Here is a 21347-nt window from a genome sequence, read left to right as displayed (position 1 = left end):
TGAAAAAATGAAAACAACAACTCCGCTAACTGAGTAAGAGATTAAAGGGCAACTCCTAAAGATAAAGAATATAGTTTGGGATATGGAAATGGGCTTTATTTAAAGGTTAAGTTTAGTGGTTCAACATTCTGGCATTTCAGCTATTTACCTCCATTTACAAAGAAGAGAACAAATTTAAGTTTTGGAAGCTACCCTGATATTTCTCTAGAGCATGCAAGAAAAATGAGAATGGATGCGTGTGCCTTACTTGTCCAAAAAATAGATCCTAAGCAGCACCTAGATGCGAAAAAAAGAAAATTCTGAAGTTAATCAATATCTTTTTGATAATGTAGTTAATGACTGGCTCAAAGTTAAATCTTCCGAACTAAAGCCAATTGGTTTAAAACAATGACTAATTCTTTAGAAAATTTTATTTTGCCGTTTGTGGCAACTTATTCAGTTAAAGATATTAATGCTAAGTTGGTAATGGAAGTGTTACAGCCAATTAAGAATAATGGCGATGCGCAAGTATTAATGCAAAATCACTTATATTTTTATCAAATAATGGAACACGCAACAAAAGAGGGTTAATTGATCATAATCCACTTGATAAAATCAAAGTTGACTTAACTTTGTAATACAAGATTGTATTGCTAATGGTCATTATTTTTTTTATAGCTAACCAATAACTCACATTCCCTTTAATCCTGTGATTGAGTTAGATCCTTTCGATGCTGCTTCAATATGATCACTCCAGCAGCCCATTAGTACGCGGCGGCGCTCAAGGTAGTCAGTGCGGTTGTAAGCACTTCTCACTTTATCAACGTGTGAAAGGGCGGCCTCAATCACGTCTGCATCGAAGACGTTTTGCTCATTCAGGGTGGTACTTGCCAGGGCACGTAATCCGTGTGACGTCTGGCGACCTTTAAAGCCCATTCTTTGTAATGCTTTGTTTGCTGTTTCTTTATTAATGTGTTTTTTATTGGTTTTGTCAGCAGGGAAAATATATTCACTGTCACCTGTAATTGCATCAATTGTCTCTAACAGCGCGAGTGTTTGTGTTGTTAGGAGGACTGTATGCGGTCTGCCTTTTTTCATTCGCTCTGCTGGGATGTGCCAAAGTTTATTTTCTCTATCAATTTCATCCCAGCGAGCCCCAGCTGTTTCAGAAGGGCGGGTCATTGTATGTAATTGCCATTCAATCAAACAGCGAGTGATAAGCTTTATATCAGCGTAGTTAAGGGCAGTTAATAGCTCTGGTAGCTCTTCTGGCTTCAGTGAAGCTTGGTTAGTGACTTGAGCGTTTGCAAACGCTTTGCCAATACCGGCAAGTTTATTGTGTTCAATGATGCCAGTGTTAACTGCAAACACCATTATTTCATTAAGGTTGCGGCAAAGTCTGGCAACGGTTTCAAGCTTGCCCTGGTTCGCAACTGGCTGCAGGATTTTGATCGTCTGTGGGGCGGTGATTTCACTAATAGGAAATTTGCCAAGATAAGTTAACAGGTATTTATCTAAGCGTTGTTTGAGTTTTTTAGCGGTTAATTCTTTAATGCTGGTTTTTTTAACGGTAAACCAATCTTCAAAGACAACTTGCAGGGTATTACTGAGCTCTGCTTGTTTAGCTTTTAAGGTTGAATCACGGTGTTCTTTTGGATCGATACCTTCAGCTAGTAGTTCCCTTGCTTCAATTGCTTTTGTTCGAGCTTTAGCTAGAGGTAAATCTGGATACCTGCCTAAAGTTAGATTGGCACGTTTTTTTGTAATTGGACGTTGGTAATTGAAGATCCAAAATTTACTACCAACCGGTTTAACACGTAAGAAAAGGCCATTCCCATCGCTAAGGTTATATTCACTTTCTTTAGTTTCTGCTGTTGAAACGTCAGTAGGTGAAAGAGGCTTAATTATCTTTGCCATTGTAACACTCCAGATTACCACAAATCATTCGTGTTACATTGAGTGTTACATTAAACCGTAGATTCTGCAAGAAAGCTAGAGACGTCATAGGACTGCTACATATGAAAGACTGTTGATTTTAGAGCATTTGTCTGAGGTTTGTGGACTTGTGGAGACGTTCTGGGACGGTATAGAACAGGAATTTGGTGCCGCTACTGGACTCGATTGTCTATATTAACCTGTTGAAATTAATGTTTTTATTAAAATAAAAATGTAAAAAGATTACTTCTGGTATTACTTTGGTTAAAAGTGACTGATTATAGTCATGGGTTAATAGGGAACAGTTATTTTGAACCGCAAGGTTGATACAGGCTGAATATAGCAAATAAACTAAAATATGACCAATACTGAAAAGCAACTAATTTGCTGGTGGAATTATAGATTAACTACTTTTAGCGAGTTGGGTATATCATTTTCTGATGTCAATTTCCTTGCTCCCCTGCTTTATCTCCCAGTTTTTTTGCAGGTGTATTATCAAGTCATATTATTCATTTCCTAGTTCATATTTTCCAAGGTGGGGGAAGTCGTACCAGATATTTAATTTATTTCATTTAAAGTATAAATATCGGTTTAATTTTCAATAGGAATACCATGAGTTTGACTAAGAAATGGCCTTGAACTGAATATTCAATACAAAGCCATTCATATATTTACTATTTTTTCGTTAACGCATTGTTATTATCGGGGTGTTTTTAGAGCTACTTTACCTGCGTGTTTTTTTATAAACGTCTTGAACCGTATTTATCTCTTTCAGTGGCAAGGAGTGCACAACGATTGGGTTTATTTTACGTTGTTCGATGCAGTTAAGGAGGTTTTGGAATACTTCAGGCTTTAAGAGCTGTGCAGCCGTAAAAGGTGAAATCTTTTAGATAAAGTGTTCTGATACCCAACTCAACCAATGCTTCCCCGAACGCACCAGACACTGCGAACGTTTAAAAGTACCAACCACGGCAAATTGCTAAGTCTGTTCGGGCGTTTTTAACGGTCGTATCTTTATTGTTGGTTTGGGCCGATTAAGGGTTATTGAAGGCAAGGTTGCCGCTTATAGGTATCAGGAAATGATAAAAATATACTGATTATTGTCAGTGAAATCAATTGCATGATTAACGAATTATCAAAACCAAAAGTTTCAACCATCTGAGCTGTTGTAATGCCGAGGCGGCTGTCTAGCAAACCTTTTCAGCTTTATAATTGTATTCCTTCCCGATTTAGATAAAGGGCCCTTTAATTTTCAGGCTCCTTCATTTTCAAGTGCTTTGCTTGCCATTTTAAGGCAGTTTTGCATAAAATTATTTTTTTATTTTTTTATTATTTTCACTTGAAAACTAATTTTTAAGCACCATCTATGAGCTACGTACAAGTATCTATTACCCTTGAGGAAAAAACATGACTATTCGTCCATTACATGACCGAGTTATTTTAAAGCGTACAGAAAAAGAAACTAAATCAGCTGGTGGTATTGTCTTAACAGGTAGCGCAGCTGAAAAATCGACACGTGGTGAAGTCCTTGCTGTCGGTAAAGGTCGTATTCTAGATAACGGTGAAGTGAAACCCCTTGATGTAAAAGTGGGTGATATTGTTATTTTTATTGAAGGTTACGGCTTAAAAACAGAAAAAATTGAAGGCGAAGAAGTCCTTATTTTAAGTGAAAACGATATTCTTGCCGTCGTTGAATAACGCCTATCTGCTTTTTTAAAGATCGAAAAGCAAGACTCTCAATATTAAAGATTTAAAGGAATATAATAATGTCTAAAGAAATTAAATTCGGAAATGATTCTCGTAGCAAAATGTTAAACGGCGTTAATATCTTAGCCGATGCAGTTAAAATTACTTTAGGACCAAAGGGTCGTAATGTTGTCATCGATAAAAGTTACGGTGCGCCACAAATTACTAAAGACGGTGTCACGGTTGCTAAAGAAATTGAACTGGAAGATAAGTTTGAAAACATGGGCGCACAGATGGTAAAAGATGTTGCGTCACAAACTAATGATGCTGCCGGTGACGGAACAACAACGGCAACCGTATTGGCGCAGGCTATTATTGCTGATGGTTTAAAAGCCGTTGCTGCTGGTATGAATCCGATGGATTTAAAACGCGGTATTGATCAAACTGTAAAAGCGGCTGTTGCCGAGTTAAAAAAATTATCTACACCTTGTTCAGATTCAAAAGCCATCACACAGGTAGGCACTATCTCTGCCAACTCGGATCATGAAATTGGTGAAATCATTGCGCGAGCGATGCAAAAAGTCGGTAACCAGGGTGTTATCACGGTAGAAGAAGGTCAGGGTCTAGAAACTGAATTAGACGTGGTTGAAGGTATGCAGTTTGATCGTGGTTACCTGTCTCCTTACTTTATGACAAATCATGAATCTGGCACGGTTGAACTTGAAAACCCGTATATCTTATTAGTTGATAAAAAAATAGGCAATATTCGTGAATTATTACCTACATTAGAAGCCGTTGCAAAAGCCTCTAAGCCATTACTGATTATTGCAGAAGATGTAGAAGGTGAAGCATTAGCAACATTAGTAGTCAACAATATGCGTGGTATCGTTAAAGTCTGCGCCGTTAAAGCACCTGGTTTTGGTGATCGCCGTAAAGCAATGTTACAAGATATTGCCACATTAACGGGCGGTACGGTTATCTCTGAAGAGATTGGTTTAGATATGGAAAAAGTCCAACTTGAAGATTTAGGTCAGGCTAAACGTATTGTGATCAACAAAGATGAAACCACTATTATTGATGGTATTGGTGACGAGTCCGTTATCAATGCACGGGTAAGCCAAATTAAACAACAAATTGAAGCTTCCACGTCTGACTACGATAAAGAAAAACTGCAGGAACGTTCAGCTAAATTAGCCGGTGGCGTTGCGGTTATTAAAGTTGGCGCATCCACTGAAGTTGAAATGAAAGAGAAAAAAGATCGCGTAGATGATGCATTGCATGCAACACGTGCCGCGGTTGAAGAAGGTGTTGTTGCCGGTGGTGGTGTTGCCCTGGTACGTGTCGCTGCTATATTAAAAGGCTTAACGGGTGAGAACGAAGATCAGAATGTGGGTATTCGTGTTGCACTGCGCGCCATGGAAGCACCATTGCGTCAAATCGTAGAAAACTGCGGTGAAGAAGCTTCTGTTGTAGCAAACAATGTACGCCAGGGTGAAGGAAACTACGGTTACAATGCAACTACAGGTGAATACGGTGATATGTTAGAGATGGGTATCATTGACCCGACTAAAGTAGCCCGTAGCGCACTGCAGTTTGCTGCATCGGTAGCTGCTCTTATGATCACGACTGAATGTATGATCACCGATCGCCCTGTTGCGGCTTCAGCAGCAGCGCCTGATATGGGCGGCATGGGTGGAATGGGCGGAATGATGTAAAAAATCATCCTTTGATTATTTCATAGGAACTCATCACGTTTCACTAAGCCCGTAAAGCTATGCTTTACGGGCTTTTTTTGTTTTAGGTTAGTGCAATTCACTTCATGATATTTCATAAAGCTGCATTAATTGTAAAGTATAAAATGGGGTATCAGTAGTTACTCCGATATTTCTTTTCCAGGAAAAACAATCATCGTGAAGTTACTTATTTTGAAGGGAGTTTAGATAGCTTGCTGGATGTTTTGAATGCCCTCAATTCGGTAGCTTGAATCAGTTTAATCCAACATTACTACATGAGCCATCTGCTTATTGTAGCGACGCTCTAAAAGGTGGCTAATCAATTTAACCTTATCTAAGTCTTTTACTGCTTGTACTTCTGTCATAATTTTGACCTCTGTGGTTGTACAAATAGTTGCATTTAGCTAATCTAGCTAAATTATCTAACTGGAGTGACTGTAATGACCGACTCTGAAATTTTCAACAACATCAGAAATGCTTTAGATGCTGCCGCTCGTAATCAATACACAGCTGAACTACATCTGCAAATGATCAAATATGCAGATAATCTAAAACACATAACATCAAAAGAGTTTTGTGAGGGAGTAGGGCTTAGAAAAAGCTTTGGTACAGAGTTCAGCAAAATGCGTAACCTCACGCTGCGATTGAAAAATGCAGGTTTAGATGTGACAAAAATTTAAATGACGAGTAATGACTGGTGAGTTTTAATGGAAATAATAGATAATATAAATAGCCTACTCGGTGATGATTTGAAACAAACCATTACTTCTGGATCAAAGTTAAAAATCGCAGCCTCATGCTTTTCAATATACGCATTTGAAGCTCTTAAAGAGCAGCTAGAGCAGGTAGATTCGTTAGAATTCATATTTACATCACCTACATTCGTTGAAATTGAAGTTACTGATAATTTACGTAAAGAAAAGCGTGAATTTCATATACCACGTGAACAAAGAGAACGAGGTTTTTATGGGTCAGAATTCGAAATTCAACTAAAAAATAAGTTAACGCAAAAAGCGATAGCTAAAGAATGTGCTGATTGGATCCGTCGTAAAGCAAACTTTCGATCAAATGCGACCAGCGCATCAATGCAGCAATTTGCCGGTGTTAAAAAAAATATAAATGAATCTGTCTATATGCCTTTACAAGGATTTACTGCCGTTGATATTGGCTATCAAAAGGGCGATGCAGTTTCTAATATAGTTAATCGCATTGATGAACAGCCTATTACTTCTATTTACCTAAATTTGTTCGACCAAATCTGGACCGATAATGAAAAGGTTGAAGATGTAACCGATAGACTTATAAATCATATATCCTCGGTTTATCAAGAGAATGCCCCTGAACGTATCTACTTTCAGTTGCTGTACAATATATTTAATGAATTTTTGAAAGATATAAATGAAGATGTACTTCCTAATGATAAAACAGGTTACCAAGATAGCCTTATATGGAATAAACTATTTAATTTTCAGAAAGATGCCGCAACAGGTATCATAAATAAACTTGAAACATTCAGCGGTTGTATTTTGGCTGACAGTGTTGGTTTGGGTAAAACCTTTACTGCACTTGCCGTGGTGAAATATTACGAGCTCAGAAATAAATCCGTATTAGTTTTATGTCCAAAAAAACTTGCAGATAACTGGTTAAACTTCAATAGAAACCTAACTACCAATCCATTCATCAAAGATCGCTTTAATTTCGATGTACTCTGCCATACAGACATTCAACGTACACGTGGTGAATCTTTTGGTATCCCCATGAATCGCATTAACTGGGGAAATTATGACTTAGTAGTTATTGATGAGTCACATAATTTTCGTAATAATCAAGTCTACAAAGATAAAGAAACTCGCTATCAAGCTTTAATGAATAAAGTGATGCGCACAGGTGTTAAAACTAAAGTACTGATGTTATCAGCAACGCCTGTTAATAATCGTTTTTCAGATTTGCGAAACCAATTAGCTTTAGCTTATGAAGGTGAATCTGAAAAAATACGCCAACAAGTAGGTACTCAGCGTAGTATTGAAGAAATATTCAAACGAGCTCAAAAATCATTTAATGAATGGGTTGATTTAGAGTCAGAGCAAAGAACTGCGAATGCGTTACTTGATTCCTTAGATTTTGATTTTATTAAATTGCTAGATAGCGTCACCATTGCCAGATCACGTAAACACATTCAAACATTTTATGACATTTCAGAGATAGGCCCTTTTCCAGAACGCAGGAAGCCACTATCATTTCATCCCCCATTAACAACTAGAACCGATGTGATAGGTTTTAATCAAATATTTGAGCGGTTATCAAGTTTGAAAATGGCTGTCTATGCGCCAATAAGTTATATCTTACCGAGCCGTATTGCTAAGTATGAAGATATGTATGACACCCAAGTAGGTGGGAAAGGTACGCTAAGGCAAGCCGACCGTGAAAAAGCACTACAGCGTTTAATGACCATCAACCTACTTAAACGTTTAGAAAGTTCAGTTCATGCATTTCGACTAACCCTAACAGGATTAAAAAACACTCTCGAAACGGCGCTTAACAATATAGATTCATTCAAACGCAGCGGTATCGATCAAGGATTTGATGATATAGCTGACGAGTTTAATGGCTTAGATACAGAAGATGACTTTGATGATTTTGATAAATCCTTTTCAACAGGGGGGAAAGTTAAAATTGATCTGGCGGACATGGACATTGAGTCTTGGCAGCATAATCTTGTTGAAGACCTAGAAACTATCATTAAATTATTTGATGAGATGATGAAAGTAACCCCTGAACATGATGCCAAGCTTCAGCATATCAAAGAACAAATCAAACAGAAATGGGCTCATCCCATTAATATTGGTAATAGTAAAGTACTAATATTTACTGCTTTTGCGGATACGGCTAATTACCTATACGATAATATTGCGCCTGAATTTTATAACCAGTATCAAGTCCATACGGGTAAAGTTACAGGTAGTAGCCCTATAAAAACAACCATAAATAAAAATTACGACTTTCAAAGTGTATTAACTCTGTTTTCTCCGATAGCGAAAGAAAAAGCTCAAGTATTACCTAGTGAAACTGCTGAAATTGATATTCTCATTGGTACTGACTGTATATCTGAAGGTCAAAATTTACAAGATTGTGATTGTGTAATGAATTACGACATTCATTGGAATCCAGTTCGTATTATTCAACGTTTTGGTCGAGTTGATCGTATCGGTTCTAAAAATACAGAGATACAACTGATTAACTACTGGCCGGATATAAGTTTAGACGAATACATAAACCTAAAAGAGCGTGTCGAAAATCGTATGGTTATTTCTGATATTACGGCCACGGGTGACGACAATGTATTAAAAGCCGAAGCCAATGACGTTGCTTACAGAAAAGAGCAATTACAACGGTTACAGGAAGAAGTTATTGATTTAGAAGATGTTAAAACAGGTGTGTCAATCACTGATTTAGGGTTAAACGAATTCAGAATGGATTTGGTTAATTACATCAAAACAAACGGAGAGATTAAGTCTACGCCGAATGGTTTGCATACAGTAGTCAATTCAGATCCAAGTGTCGGCTTAGTACCAGGCGTTATATTTGCCCTGCGTAACCGCAACCATAGTCTTAATATCGACCAGCAAAACAGATTACATCCTTATTATTTAATTTATATTGCTACCAGTGGTGAAGTGGTTATTAATCATATGCAAGTTAAGCCCTTACTTGATAGAGTACGAGCTGCCTGTAAAGGCAAGTCCGAACCGATTAAATCTGCATATGACGCTTTTAATAGTGTGACTAAAGATGGCAAAGAAATGAATTTTTACTCTAATTTACTAGAACAATCGATTAGCTCAATGATTAAAGTAAAAGAGAGTAGTGATATTGATAGCTTATTTGGCGGTAAAATGACATCGGCATTAACTAATGAAATATCTGGATTAGATGATTTTGAGCTAATCAACTTCATTGTAGTGAATGGTTAATAGCGTAATGGCTTATATACCGTTTGTGTTTCCACATGCCGCAGCTCTTGGTAATACAATTACATTACCAAGCAATAGTAAATCACATGGTCAATTTGTTGAAAAAAGTGATGTAAAAAATATTTTTTCGGAAAAATCAGGGCAAAAAATCCCCAAAGAAACTATTTATAAACAAGCTAATCCTACGCCAGATATTAAGCGAATATTTATACAGCAAGTTGATCAAATTATCTGGCGTTATAAATTATCAGCTGACACGCTAAATATTTCTACAAGTGATAATATATCTGAAGTTCAGGTGTTCGATATTATTTTAAAACCAGAGTGTGAAGCTATTAACGAGCTGGTGCTTAGTACCTTAGACAAAACCATTCTAACGTCTATTTATTTTCGACTGTTTTACACCAATACTCATCGTATGAAAATGCAGTGCGCTATGGCTGATAAGCGAGTAAATAAGCGCTCTGATGAGCAAATGGTGGTACGTGATTATTTTATAAGTCCTAAAATTGATATCCAATTTAATCTTGAGTTGAATCTGCCTTATATGAGTGAGAGCCAAAAGCTACCGGTTGTAATTGATATGACTGGTTTGCATAAAGAGCTTTTACGCAGTTTATTAGAACAACCCGCACTAAATGATGAAACCTTAGAAGAACAGTTAGACCGTATTGCTACATTAAAAAAACTCAATAATAACTCAGCTAAAATTCAGTCGGCAATCTCTAAAGAAAAGCAATTTAACCGTAAAGTTCAGTTAAATAAGATGCTCAACCAAATAAAAAAACAAATAAAAGCATTGAGTGGATAACAGCCCTGAACCAACAAAAGCCTTGTGCGAGTAACCACTATATTTATCGCTCAACTATAAATCAATGAATAACAGAGCCTTGTAAGAAGGTTAAGCAATGAGAATTAAATCATGGATAAATTAAAGATGCACAGCCCTAACTTGGTTGACCAGAACATAGACAAAATGGTCGAGTTATTTCCGAACTGTATTACTGAAGCTAAAGATGAACTTGGACAGCTTAAAAAGTCCATCGATTTTGATTTGCTTAAGCAAGAACTTTCTCGCCACATTGTTGATGGCCCACAAGAACGCTATCAACTTAACTGGCCAGGTAAGCGCGAAGCGCTGTTAACAGCCAATGCTCCAATTGCTAAAACATTACGACCGTGTCGCGAAGAAAGTGTCAATTTTGATAGCACTGAAAACCTGTTTATCGAAGGCGATAACCTAGATGCGCTAAAGCTCTTGCAAGAGACCTATCTTGGTAAAGTAAAAGTTATTTATATTGATCCTCCTTACAATACAGGCAACGATTTTATTTATGAGGATGATTTTGCAGAGAATGTTGATTCTTATGTTAAGAGATCTAATCAAAGGGATGATCGAGGGAATCGTTTAGTTGCAAACACTGAATCAAATGGACGCTTTCATTCTGATTGGTTAAGTCTGATGTATTCAAGAATAAAGCTAGCAAAGGACTATTTAAGTGAAGATGGTGTGATGTTAATTTCAATTGATGAAGATGAGGTTGTTAATCTTAAAAAAATTTGTAATGAGTGTTTTGGTGAAAATAATTTTGTTGCAACGATTGTTTGGGAAAAAGGCCGAAAAAATGATGCACGGTTAGTATCTGTTGGTCATGAGTACTTGCTGATAATTGCTAAGAATAAGAATTATCTAAAAGATAAAGATATAAAGTGGAGAGAACCGAAACCTGGAGCCAAAGAAATTAATGATGAATATTTAAGACTTGTATCAACACATGAAGGGGATACAGTGAGTATCCAGCAAGGTATAAGGAATTTTTACGCTTATTTACCTAGAAACCATCCATCACGAAAACATAGTAGATACAATAAGGTTGATAAGTATGGTCTGTGGCGAGACGATAATATGTCTTGGCCTGGTGGGGGGGGGGCCTCGCTATGAAGTTATTCATCCAGTTACCAAGCTTCCTTGTGCGGTACCTGACGGCGGTTGGCGTTATGGAACTCCAGAAAAAATGCTTGAAATGATTGAAATAGGAAAAGTCGTATTCCGAGAAGATCATTCTCAGCCACCTATTAGGAAAACATACCTTATAGAAGTAAAAGTAGATGAGCGTGATGAATTCGATCCTGACGTTGATGATAATGGGGAAGATTTACCAATTCAAGTGGCCGGGAGCTATTTTTACCGAAGTGGGTTACAAGCATCAAATGAGCTAGTTAATATATTTGGGAAAAAAATATTTAATAATCCGAAAGATCATGAAGTTTTAACTAAGTGGATCTCCTATATCGGCGTCAAAGATAGCGATATTATCATGGATTTTTTTGCTGGTTCAGGAACAACCGCTCATTCATCAATGTTATTTTCAGCAAATGAAAATAAAGCCGTAAAATATATTTTAGTTCAATTACCTGAAATAATTAATAGTAAAGACTCCACCAGTAAAAATGCAATTGATTTATTGAATAAGCTAGATCGTCCCCTAAAAATATCGGAGATAACAAAAGAAAGAATTCGTAGAGCAGGTCAAAAAGTTGTTGCCGATAATTCCGATAAAGAAGGCATTGATAAGCTCGATATTGGTTTTCGTGTTCTTAAAGTCGACAGTTCAAACATGGCTGATGTCCATTACAATCCTGATGCTGTTTCACAAGCGGGGTTATTTGATCAAGTTGAAAATGTAAAAGAAGGTCGTACGGAAGAAGATTTATTATTTCAAGTGATGCTTGATTGGGGCGTTGATTTAACCTTGCCTATTCGTAAAGAGACCATTGATGGTAAAACCGTTTTTTTTGTTGATGACAATGCACTTGTTGCTTGTTTTGATAACAGCGGAAAAGTATCTGAAACCTTTGTTAAAAAACTTGCTGAATTTGAACCGATGCGATTAGTTTTTCGTGATGGCGGTTTTGCCTCAGATAGTGCAAAAATTAATGTAGAGCAGGTTCTTAAACAGCTTTCACCACTTACCGATATTAAGTCGATTTAAAGCCAATCACAAAATTCAGACGTGGCTTTTAATCTATGTCTAGAAAATGAGAGATAAAAATGGATAAATTAAAAATGCACAGCCCTAACTTGGTTGACCAAAATTTAGAAAAAATGGCCGAGTTATTTCCAAATTGTATTACTGAAGCTAAAGATGAACTTGGACAGCTTAAAAAGTCCATCGATTTTGATTTGCTTAAGCAAGAACTTTCTCGCCACATTGTTGATGGCCCACAAGAACGCTATCAACTTAACTGGCCAGGTAAGCGCGAAGCGCTGTTAACAGCCAATGCTCCAATTGCTAAAACATTACGACCGTGTCGCGAAGAAAGTGTCAATTTTGATACTACAGAAAACCTTTTTATTGAAGGTGATAACCTAGATGCTTTAAAGCTTTTACAAGAAACGTACCTTGGTAAAGTGAAGATGATATACATCGATCCTCCATACAATACTGGGAATGATTTTATCTATAAAGATGATTTCGCAGAAAATGCAGATTCCTATGCGAAGAAATCTAATCAACAAGATGAAATAGGTAATCGCTTAGTTGCTAATACAGATTCCAACGGGCGTTATCATTCTGATTGGACTTCAATGATATACTCGCGACTGAGGTTAGCCAGAAACTTACTTACGGAAGATGGTGTTATTTTTATGTCTATTGGACAGGAAGAAGTCGCAGCATCCTGTCAAATATTGAATGAAGTTCTAGGTGAGAATAACTTTATTACAATAATTTCAAGAGTAATGAAAACCGGGGGACAGAAAGGTGTTCATTTCTCTCCTTGTGTTGATTATATTCTTGTATATGCGAAAAAAATTGAACATCTAAATCAATTTCGAGAAGAAATAAGTCAAAATGTAATAGATAAAGTTTATACAAAAACGTGTACAGAAGGGCTGAGGAAGGGCGAAAAATATCGTTCGATGGGGTTGTATCAAGCAATGTTAGATAAACGCGCTAACCAGCGATATTACATCGAATGTCCAGATGGATCTTATGTTATACCACCAGGTGAATTGATGCCAAACTCACCTAAAGATGGAAATAAGGTAACACCTCAAGATGGTGACGGTGTATGGAGGTGGACATATGAACGTTTTGCTAGAGAAAGAGCCGCCGGTAATGTTGAATTCATCGCATCAGATAGAACATCACTTATTGATAATGAAGGGAAGCAAGCAAAGTGGAATGTATATTATCGGATTTGGCTAAAAGATCGTATGCGAGATGGTCAATTACCGGGAAATATAACTGAAAAATTTCAGAGTCGTCATAGTTCAGCCGAATTAAAAAATATTGGGATACCATTTGATTTCCCTAAACCTACAAGTCTCATTAGATATTTAATGACTTTGGTTTCTCTAAATGATAACGATGTTATTCTTGATTTTTTTGCTGGTTCCGGGACTACTGCGCATGCCTCAATTGAATATGCTAAAGATAACAATTGCAACAATAAATTTGTTTGCGTTCAGTTAAGAGAGGAAACGAATAAAAATTCTTCAGAATATAAAGCGGGATATGAAGCAATTTCAGATATTACTAAAGAACGTATACGGAGGGCTGGCCAAAAAATACTATCTGATAATGCTGCAAAAGATGGTATAGAAAAGCTAGATGTGGGTTTTCGTGTTCTAAAAGTTGATAGTTCCAATATGGCTGACGTTCATTACAATCCTGGCGCTGTTTCTCAAGCCGGGTTATTTGATCAAGTTGAAAATGTAAAAGAAAACCGTACGGAAGAAGATTTATTATTTCAAGTGATACTTGATTGGGGCGTCGATTTAACCTTGCCTATTCGTAAAGAAACCATTGATGGTAAAACCGTGTTTTTTGTTGATAACAACGCACTTGTTGCTTGTTTTGATAACAGCGGAAAAGTATCTGAATCCTTTGTTAAACAACTCGCTGAATTTGAACCAATGCGTTTAGTTTTCCGTGATGGCGGTTTTGCCTCTGATAGCGCCAAAATTAATGTTGAACAAGTATTAAAACAACTTTCACCACTTACCGATATGAAGTCGATTTAAGGAAATAACCATGAAGTTAAAATTTAAACATCAGGGTTATCAAGCCGACTCTGTTCAAGCGATAGTAGATTGTTTTAAAGGGCAATTAATTAATGATACTGCTAGTCGATACCGAATAGACCCTGGGCAACTTGCTAAAGGGCGAACAGGAAGTTTAGGACAAGATGATGCAGGATTCCGTAATACTGATATTCAAGCTAACGTTAGAATATTAGAAAACATTCAAAAAGCGCAGCGTCATCAAAACCTTCCTCAATCCCTAAAATTGGTTAATACCAAAGCTTGCCTTATCAACTTAGATATTGAGATGGAAACAGGTACAGGCAAAACCTATTGTTATGTTAAGTCGATATTTGAACTCAATAAACATTATGGTTGGAGCAAGTTTATTATAGTGGTGCCAAGTATTGCTATTCGTGAAGGTGTGCATAAGACATTAGAAATTACCGCTGAACACTTTTTGGAAGATTATAGTAAACGAGCACGTTTCTTTATTTATAATTCTAAAGATTTACATCAAATCGAAAACTTTTCATCTGATGGTGGCATTAACGTGATGGTGATTAACGTTCAGGCGTTTAATGCCCGCGGTAAAGATGCACGTCGTATTTATGAAGAATTAGATGACTTTCAAACGCGGCGTCCTATTGATGTAATAAAAGCTAACCGCCCGATTATGATTTTGGATGAACCACAGAAAATGGAAGGGGCAAAAACACTCGATTCATTTGCTGAATTTAATCCGTTATTTATTTTACGTTATTCTGCTACACACAAAACTGAACACAATAAAGTTTATCGATTAGATGCCCTCGATGCTTTCAATCAAAAACTCGTTAAAAAAATAGGTGTGCGTGGAATAACCACTAAAGGTTTAGCGGGAACTAATGCTTACCTTTATCTAGAAAATATAGAGATATCGACAAGCAAGCCACCAGTTGCTCGCGTTGAGTTTGAACAGAAATTAAAATCAGGCTCTATCAAGCGGATAGTACGTAAATTAGGCAAGGGTGATAACCTTTATGACTTGTCGGATGGGTTAGATCAATATCAAGGTTTTGTAGTATCTGATATTAATGCCGTTAAAGACACAATCAGCTTTTTAAACGGCCATGAACTTTATGTGGGAGAAGCTAGCGGCGACGTTAATGAATCTGCTCTGCGCCGAATTCAAATACGTGAAACGGTTAAAGCACATTTTGAAAAAGAGCTGCAATTGTTTGATCAAGGCATAAAAGTACTCTCTTTATTCTTTATAGATAAAGTTGCTAAATATCGAAATTATGCAGCAGACGATGATAAAGGAGAATATGCCCATGTATTTGAAGAAGAGTACAACCGTTGCCTAAATGAGTACACCCAACTTGAAGACTCGCCATATCAGCGATATTTAAAAGGTATTACTGCCGATAGAACGCATAATGGTTATTTTTCGATAGATAAAAAATCTAAGCACATGGTTGATCCAAAAACAGCGGCTCGCTCAACGGAAACAGATGATGTTGATGCTTATGATTTAATTCTTAAAGATAAAGAGCGCTTATTAAGCTTTGAAGAGCCTACGCGTTTTATCTTCTCACATTCAGCACTTCGGGAAGGTTGGGATAATCCTAACGTATTTGTAATTTGTACACTGAAACATAGTGATAATACTGTATCACGTCGGCAAGAAGTAGGCCGAGGTTTACGTTTAGCTGTTAATCAATTTGGTGATCGTATAGATGACCCATCAATTGTTCATGATATCAACCGATTAACTGTTGTTGCCAGTGAAAGTTATAAAGACTTTGTTAGTGCATTACAGAGAGACATCAGTGATTCATTATCTGCTCGACCTAAAGTTGCAAATGAGGAATATTTTACCGGAAAAATTTTGGTTACAGAAGAAGGTGACGTAGAAATAACTGCAGCACTAGCCAAACAAATATATCGTTATTTACTGAAAAATGATTATACCGACGATAAAGATCATATTACTGACGAATATCATAATGCAAAACGAGATGACCAATTAGCGACATTACCAGAGTCATTGCAGCCTTATGCACCTCAAATTATTCAACTCATTGATTCGGTATACTCAGATGCTCAATTACCTGATATAGCCGATGAGCGTAAAGCAAAATGCAATGAGCTTAATGGAAATTTTTATAAAAAAGAATTTAAGGAGCTTTGGTCACGAATTAACCATAAAGCCATATATCAAGTCGAATTCGATTCTGAAGAGTTAGTAGTTAAATCAATTAAGTCATTAGACGATAAATTACGTGTGGAAAAGTTACATTTTGATGTGGTGCGTGGTGAGCAGAGTGATGCTGTAAGCTATGAACAAATAAAAGCAGGCCAAGGGTTTAGCGTTATTGATCATGAAATTGAAAACTACGATGCCTCTATTGATTCACGTGTTAAATATGACTTGTTAGGCAAAGTGGCGGAATTAACCAAGCTAAAACGAAACACTGTTGCCAAAATTTTAAGTGGTATTAGTCATCATATATTTGCACAGTTCAAGAATAATCCAGAAGATTTTATCGCAAAAGGTATTAATTTAATTAACGAGCAAAAAGCAACAATGGTTATCGAGCATTTAACCTATGACACTATTGCTGATAAGTTCAAGAGTAATATTTTTACGGCAAGTAAAAAACAAGATTTTTCTGCGGCGGGAAAACCTTTAAATAATCACATTTATGATTATGTCGTGACTGATTCAAAGACTGAACGTAAATTTGTTGAAGAGTTGGATACAAGCAAAGAAGTTACTGTTTATGCCAAACTGCCAAGTGGTTTTTTTATTCCTACACCAGTTGGGAACTACAACCCGGACTGGGCAATAGCGTTTCAAGAAGGAACGGTAAAACACATTTATTTTGTTGCTGAAACCAAAGGCTCATTGCAATCGCTTCAATTAAAAGGTGCCGAATTAGCCAAGATAGAATGTGCGAAACGTTTTTTTGAAAAAGTGAATGAACAAATATCTTCTGATCACGTTAAGTACGATGTATGTGTGAATTATGATGATTTGAAACGCTTGGTTATGTAGGGTAGCGTTTACACATTAAAACTAATTTTAAATGATTTTTTATCAGCTGAACAATGACTGATATAACAAACTAACGGCAGGGTGCTAATTAAAGTATCCAGCTGTTATTTTGCAATCTATTGATTGAAAGGTACATCATTCGTCTTCTTTTATTGGTAAGGCATAACCAAAAAATTAAGTGGTTGTTTTATTCCAATACTGTTTAACTGTCGTTGTCGACAACCCCCTTGCTTTCGCATCCTGTACCGTTTTAATGGTGTTAGTCACGACCGAGCGGACTATTTTTTTACCTTCAGATATTGCCCGAGCAAGACTTTCATTAGTTCGCTCTCTGATTCGATTACATTCAAAATCGGTAATTGCAGAGAACATCTGATGCATTAACTTTTCTTCTGGGCTTGATAGATCCGCAACCGGTAAATTCAAGCAAAGAACCTTTATTCCTTTATCGGTTAAGTATTGAATTGTTTGCTGTGTATTAATATTACCATGCCCGCGGCGGTCAAGTTTTAGAACAATTAATGTATCCCCTGATTCTCAAGTTTGTTATCACTAGATTTTTAAACTCTGTACGTTTTTCTGTAGGGATTGAGCCGGAACAGGTTTCGGTGATCACGCTTTGCGCTTCGACACTATATCCGGCGTTGCTAATTGCTAAAATTTTATTTTCAGTTGTTTGCTCTGTTATCGGGAAACGCGGCAATATGCACAAGTTCTCATAAATCTATTCCATCTGTTTTTTACTACTGGTATCAATAATGCCTGACACTATTTAATGATACTTATTTCAGTACGTCGTTAATGGTGTCATTTAACGGATGTTTGTTGATATCTGGTGGTTATTATTTTGTCGTAGATAAATTAGTGACGATTCACTCACCACCACCTTGTTTTGTCGACCTATTCCATATTCGCTTCAAATCGTAGTTGACCTTTAGTCCCACCAAGATAAGACACAATTACCAAAACAGATAACCTGGTTGAATATTTACAACTTAGGGTGCTGGTGGACTGCCCAAACAATCTGCAACAGGGGAAATGGACATTAGCAACAGTCTTTAATTGTTAAAAATAGTAGGTTAAGATGAACTCGCATGTCCAGGGCAACCCCGAAAATAGGCTGAATACCTACCTGCTTTTGATCGGGTTATTATAAGTTGGACCACGAGAGCGAAATGCAACAAAATAAAAAAATGAGTTTATGCGTTAGATCGCTGATTGAGATATCCATTGATGATGTTACTGATCAGTTCGATAGATACATTGAATTTAAGGAATTACTTTATGATGAGAATGAAAAGTTATTTTCTGCCAAAGGTCTGTTTATTAACAATGCAATTATCCCCGTATAAAATATAATTCGCTGTTTCATCTTCTAATTTACATATACGTAATGATTAAGTTGTTGTATCCAAGATTACTTGATGGTAACAGTATAAGCCTACAGCTTAGTTTTATGTTTGAATGTGTGCTGAAAACACACCCGATAGGCACTATTAAACTAACCACCTTACAAAGAATTAGTTGGGTGGCGAGATCTCAAATTAACCCTGAAATTGAAATTTTATCATCTAACGACAATCCAAAGATTGAAAAAATCACTCAATAACCTCCAGCCCTTGACAACACTGCTCTGCAAGCCAGTTGCAGGATTTGTCCTACAAAACAATATAAAGCGATCAAACAGATGTTTTTTACAACAAAAAGCGGACTTATAGGGTTTGGCAACGACAGATGAATTAAAATGTCGTTTACGGCGTTTTATATCTGTATTTTTTGAAAAGTTATTGGTGAGGATATCATGTTGAATGATTGGGAAGCATTAACTCAGCGTTTTATAAATGAACATGCTCGCAACGAAATATCTGTCAAAGCTTGGTGTCAACAGACAAATATTAATTATGCTAGCGCACGACGACATATCAAAGTAAATGAAAAAAACACGCAGTACAGAGTGCGCAAACTGCGCGCAGCACAAAATGACAAATGCGCTCTCAAAAAAACAGTTCCAAAAAGTTATAAGCATAAAATTCAATCGGTTAACGAAAATAAAAGTGATACTTCCGCAAACACTGCCCTCTTGAAAAAACTGCGGTCACAGAAACGAGTCGCATCACTTGGTAATCAAAATGCACGTAAGTTTGGCCATTACAGTACATTCCTCTGCACTGATGAAGATGTCCGACGATACTTATCTGCTTCAACAGCATCATTACGTGATGAGCTTAATTTAGTGCGTATACTACTATTGCACACGATGGTTATTGTTAAGCAAATCGATGCAGACCTAAAAGATGATATTACAGCCGCGCAAAAGACCAATTTACAGATTATGCATGACAAATTTCATATTCATGAGGACAACCAAATAGCGCGTATCGAATCATTAGAGATGTCACTGCTTAAGCAGGAAAAAATGAAAGTTGATACAGAAAAAACCATTATATTAACAAACAAGTTCGAACTGCAAATTGACAAATTAAATAGGGAAGTAGCTGATCGAAAACCGATATTTGATGAAATATATTGCTACATCATGAAATTTGAAGAGGTGACAGATTAAATAACAACTTACAAACGGCTATGTGCCTTATGCTTTAAATAATCTCTGCTTAAAAGACGGTTACACAATCGTAAGGTAATTCCGTACTTTGATAACAGGAGTTTTTTAATCTCATTAATGAAGTTCGTTCTTTATATACACATCTTTTATTTTATCAATGATAATTCCTTCCGCTTGACGTTGTTTCATTACGTCACGCTCAAACTGATAAAACAGTACCTAGGATTGAACATTAATTCATTCATTTCAAAGTGATGGTCTGAGTCACATTCATTGGGGACTTTTGTTGCTAAATGAGTTGGAATTAATTATACATATGAACTGTAAAAACCCTTACTGGGCGAAGTAGGAGCAACATAGTAATATTAAATTCCACGTAAATGATTCTAATAAAGCCAGCGCCAATATGTTATTAAATATAACTTGTATCAAGGTAAGCAAATATCACTCAGGTTTCTTCGGTTTAACAGTGGCAATGTTCAGTGCTTAAAGATGCAATGATGAAACTTTATAAATATGTTTAGGACAATAGATTTCAAGGCAGTCAAAATGGAAAAAAAAATTCAAAACAATAAGTTGGGTCTAAATTACAAATCAGAAATCGAAGCTGTTGAAAGTGCCTTAAGGAATTTATTCTTTGCAGTTGTTGATGACACGGAAGAAAAAAGCGGACCTACAGAAAAAAAAAGGATGTACTTATCGCATCTTGATATGATGTATAACGAACTTAATAATATAAAAAAAATAGCAGCTAATAAGGATTTGACAGCACGTAAGTATTTTAGACCATCTGGTTTAGCAGGTGCCGGCCTTTATTATCCTAGCGTTGATCAATTGCATGAGGAGATTGAAGAGTTGGTGAAATATAATAGAAAGGTAGTGAAACGTAATGGAGGGGTGGAAGATTTTGCCAAAAGTCTGATTGATATGCGCTCTGTGGATAAAAAAAATCTATTTAAGGTTAAGCAAAGCAAGATAAATGGGGGTGAAAAATCCAAGTATGAAGAGCATGAAGGAGAAATCAAGGAAGTGTTAGATTTTTATCGTGCTTCCGCAAAAGATGATATTAAGAAAGGACAATTACCAGATTTAATTGCCAAAAAAATTGATAGCAAAAACCTCAAAAATGGCACCATCACAAACAGTACACCACCATCACACAGTAGCGTGAAAAATTGGTTAGAAAAATATAAAAATTCTGAATATAAATACATCTTTAAAAAAGACGTCGCTGCCTCATTATCATAAAAAAGTTCGATTTAGCAGGTTTCTTCGTAACAAAATGAAATAGTGTCCTGCTATAACAAACCAATTTTCTTTCTTTATATACAAAAAGACGATCCTTCCTGCTTCATTTATCAAAGCAATGCAGTAAAACCTCTCAATATTATTATTTAAAAAACAAATC

The 21347-nt window shown here is 36.4% G+C and carries 14 protein-coding genes and 2 pseudogenes; 14 read left to right on the top strand and 2 right to left on the bottom strand.

Annotated elements, in window-relative coordinates; all coding sequences use genetic code 11:
- Positions 1-66 precede the first annotated feature (66 nt).
- A pseudogene (locus PING_RS19585) lies at positions 67-303 on the top strand (integrase arm-type DNA-binding domain-containing protein); the annotation flags it as partial.
- Between the two features lie 84 nt (positions 304-387).
- Positions 388-570, top strand: a complete 183-nt coding sequence (locus PING_RS19580; protein WP_049752983.1) for a hypothetical protein — start codon at positions 388-390, stop codon at positions 568-570.
- A gap of 99 nt (positions 571-669) precedes the next feature.
- Here PING_RS19580 and PING_RS12865 read toward each other — a convergent pair whose 3' ends face one another.
- Positions 670-1896: an integrase arm-type DNA-binding domain-containing protein gene (locus PING_RS12865; RefSeq protein ID WP_011770782.1), complete on the bottom strand. Its 1227-nt coding sequence runs from the start codon at positions 1894-1896 to the stop codon at positions 670-672.
- Positions 1897-3321: 1425 nt separating this feature from the next.
- On the opposite strand from PING_RS12865, the gene PING_RS12860 reads away from it, so the two are divergent.
- From PING_RS12860 to PING_RS12820, 9 genes are all read left to right on the top strand, one after another.
- Entirely contained in the window at positions 3322-3612 is a 291-nt protein-coding gene (locus PING_RS12860) for a co-chaperone GroES (protein ID WP_011770780.1), read from the top strand.
- A 68-nt stretch (positions 3613-3680) separates the two neighbouring features.
- Entirely contained in the window at positions 3681-5315 is a 1635-nt protein-coding gene (gene groL / locus PING_RS12855) for a chaperonin GroEL (protein ID WP_011770779.1), read from the top strand.
- A 458-nt stretch (positions 5316-5773) separates the two neighbouring features.
- Complete coding sequence (locus tag PING_RS12850; RefSeq protein WP_041766482.1) at positions 5774-6013, top strand: HTH-like domain-containing protein; 240 nt, start codon at positions 5774-5776, stop codon at positions 6011-6013.
- A 27-nt stretch (positions 6014-6040) separates the two neighbouring features.
- Positions 6041-9304 (top strand): helicase-related protein, encoded by a 3264-nt coding sequence (locus PING_RS12845; RefSeq protein WP_011770777.1) that lies wholly within the window; start codon positions 6041-6043, stop codon positions 9302-9304.
- A gap of 7 nt (positions 9305-9311) precedes the next feature.
- Complete coding sequence (locus tag PING_RS12840; protein WP_041766481.1) at positions 9312-10115, top strand: DUF4391 domain-containing protein; 804 nt, start codon at positions 9312-9314, stop codon at positions 10113-10115.
- A gap of 111 nt (positions 10116-10226) precedes the next feature.
- A complete protein-coding gene (locus PING_RS21050) occupies positions 10227-11246 on the top strand; it encodes a site-specific DNA-methyltransferase (RefSeq protein WP_083761765.1) in 1020 nt (339 codons plus the stop codon).
- Positions 11188-12297: a site-specific DNA-methyltransferase gene (locus tag PING_RS21045; RefSeq protein WP_198134690.1), complete on the top strand. Its 1110-nt coding sequence runs from the start codon at positions 11188-11190 to the stop codon at positions 12295-12297. The genes PING_RS21050 and PING_RS21045 overlap by 59 nt, the downstream gene beginning before the upstream one ends.
- Positions 12298-12356: 59 nt before the next feature.
- A complete protein-coding gene (locus PING_RS12825; RefSeq protein ID WP_011770775.1) occupies positions 12357-14333 on the top strand; it encodes a site-specific DNA-methyltransferase in 1977 nt (658 codons plus the stop codon).
- A 10-nt stretch (positions 14334-14343) separates the two neighbouring features.
- Positions 14344-17376: a type III restriction-modification system endonuclease gene (locus PING_RS12820; RefSeq protein ID WP_011770774.1), complete on the top strand. Its 3033-nt coding sequence runs from the start codon at positions 14344-14346 to the stop codon at positions 17374-17376.
- A gap of 174 nt (positions 17377-17550) precedes the next feature.
- Here the strand turns inward: PING_RS12820 and PING_RS21435 are convergent.
- Positions 17551-17898 (bottom strand): annotated as a pseudogene (locus PING_RS21435) (recombinase family protein); the annotation flags it as partial.
- Positions 17899-18569: 671 nt separating this feature from the next.
- Here PING_RS21435 and PING_RS20640 point away from each other — a divergent pair.
- The 3 genes from PING_RS20640 to PING_RS12805 all read left to right on the top strand — a co-directional run bounded on the left by PING_RS20640 (position 18570) and on the right by PING_RS12805 (position 21187).
- Entirely contained in the window at positions 18570-18728 is a 159-nt protein-coding gene (locus PING_RS20640; protein WP_157035367.1) for a hypothetical protein, read from the top strand.
- A gap of 449 nt (positions 18729-19177) precedes the next feature.
- A complete protein-coding gene (locus PING_RS12810) occupies positions 19178-19939 on the top strand; it encodes a hypothetical protein (RefSeq protein ID WP_011770773.1) in 762 nt (253 codons plus the stop codon).
- 549 nt (positions 19940-20488) lie between these two features.
- Positions 20489-21187, top strand: a complete 699-nt coding sequence (locus PING_RS12805) for a hypothetical protein (protein ID WP_041766479.1) — start codon at positions 20489-20491, stop codon at positions 21185-21187.
- The last annotated feature ends 160 nt before the right edge of the window (positions 21188-21347 follow it).

The sequence above is a fragment of the Psychromonas ingrahamii 37 genome (genome assembly GCF_000015285.1).
GTDB classification, from domain to species: Bacteria; Pseudomonadota; Gammaproteobacteria; order Enterobacterales; family Psychromonadaceae; genus Psychromonas; species Psychromonas ingrahamii.
This window is presented reverse-complemented; position numbering and strand designations above follow the sequence as displayed.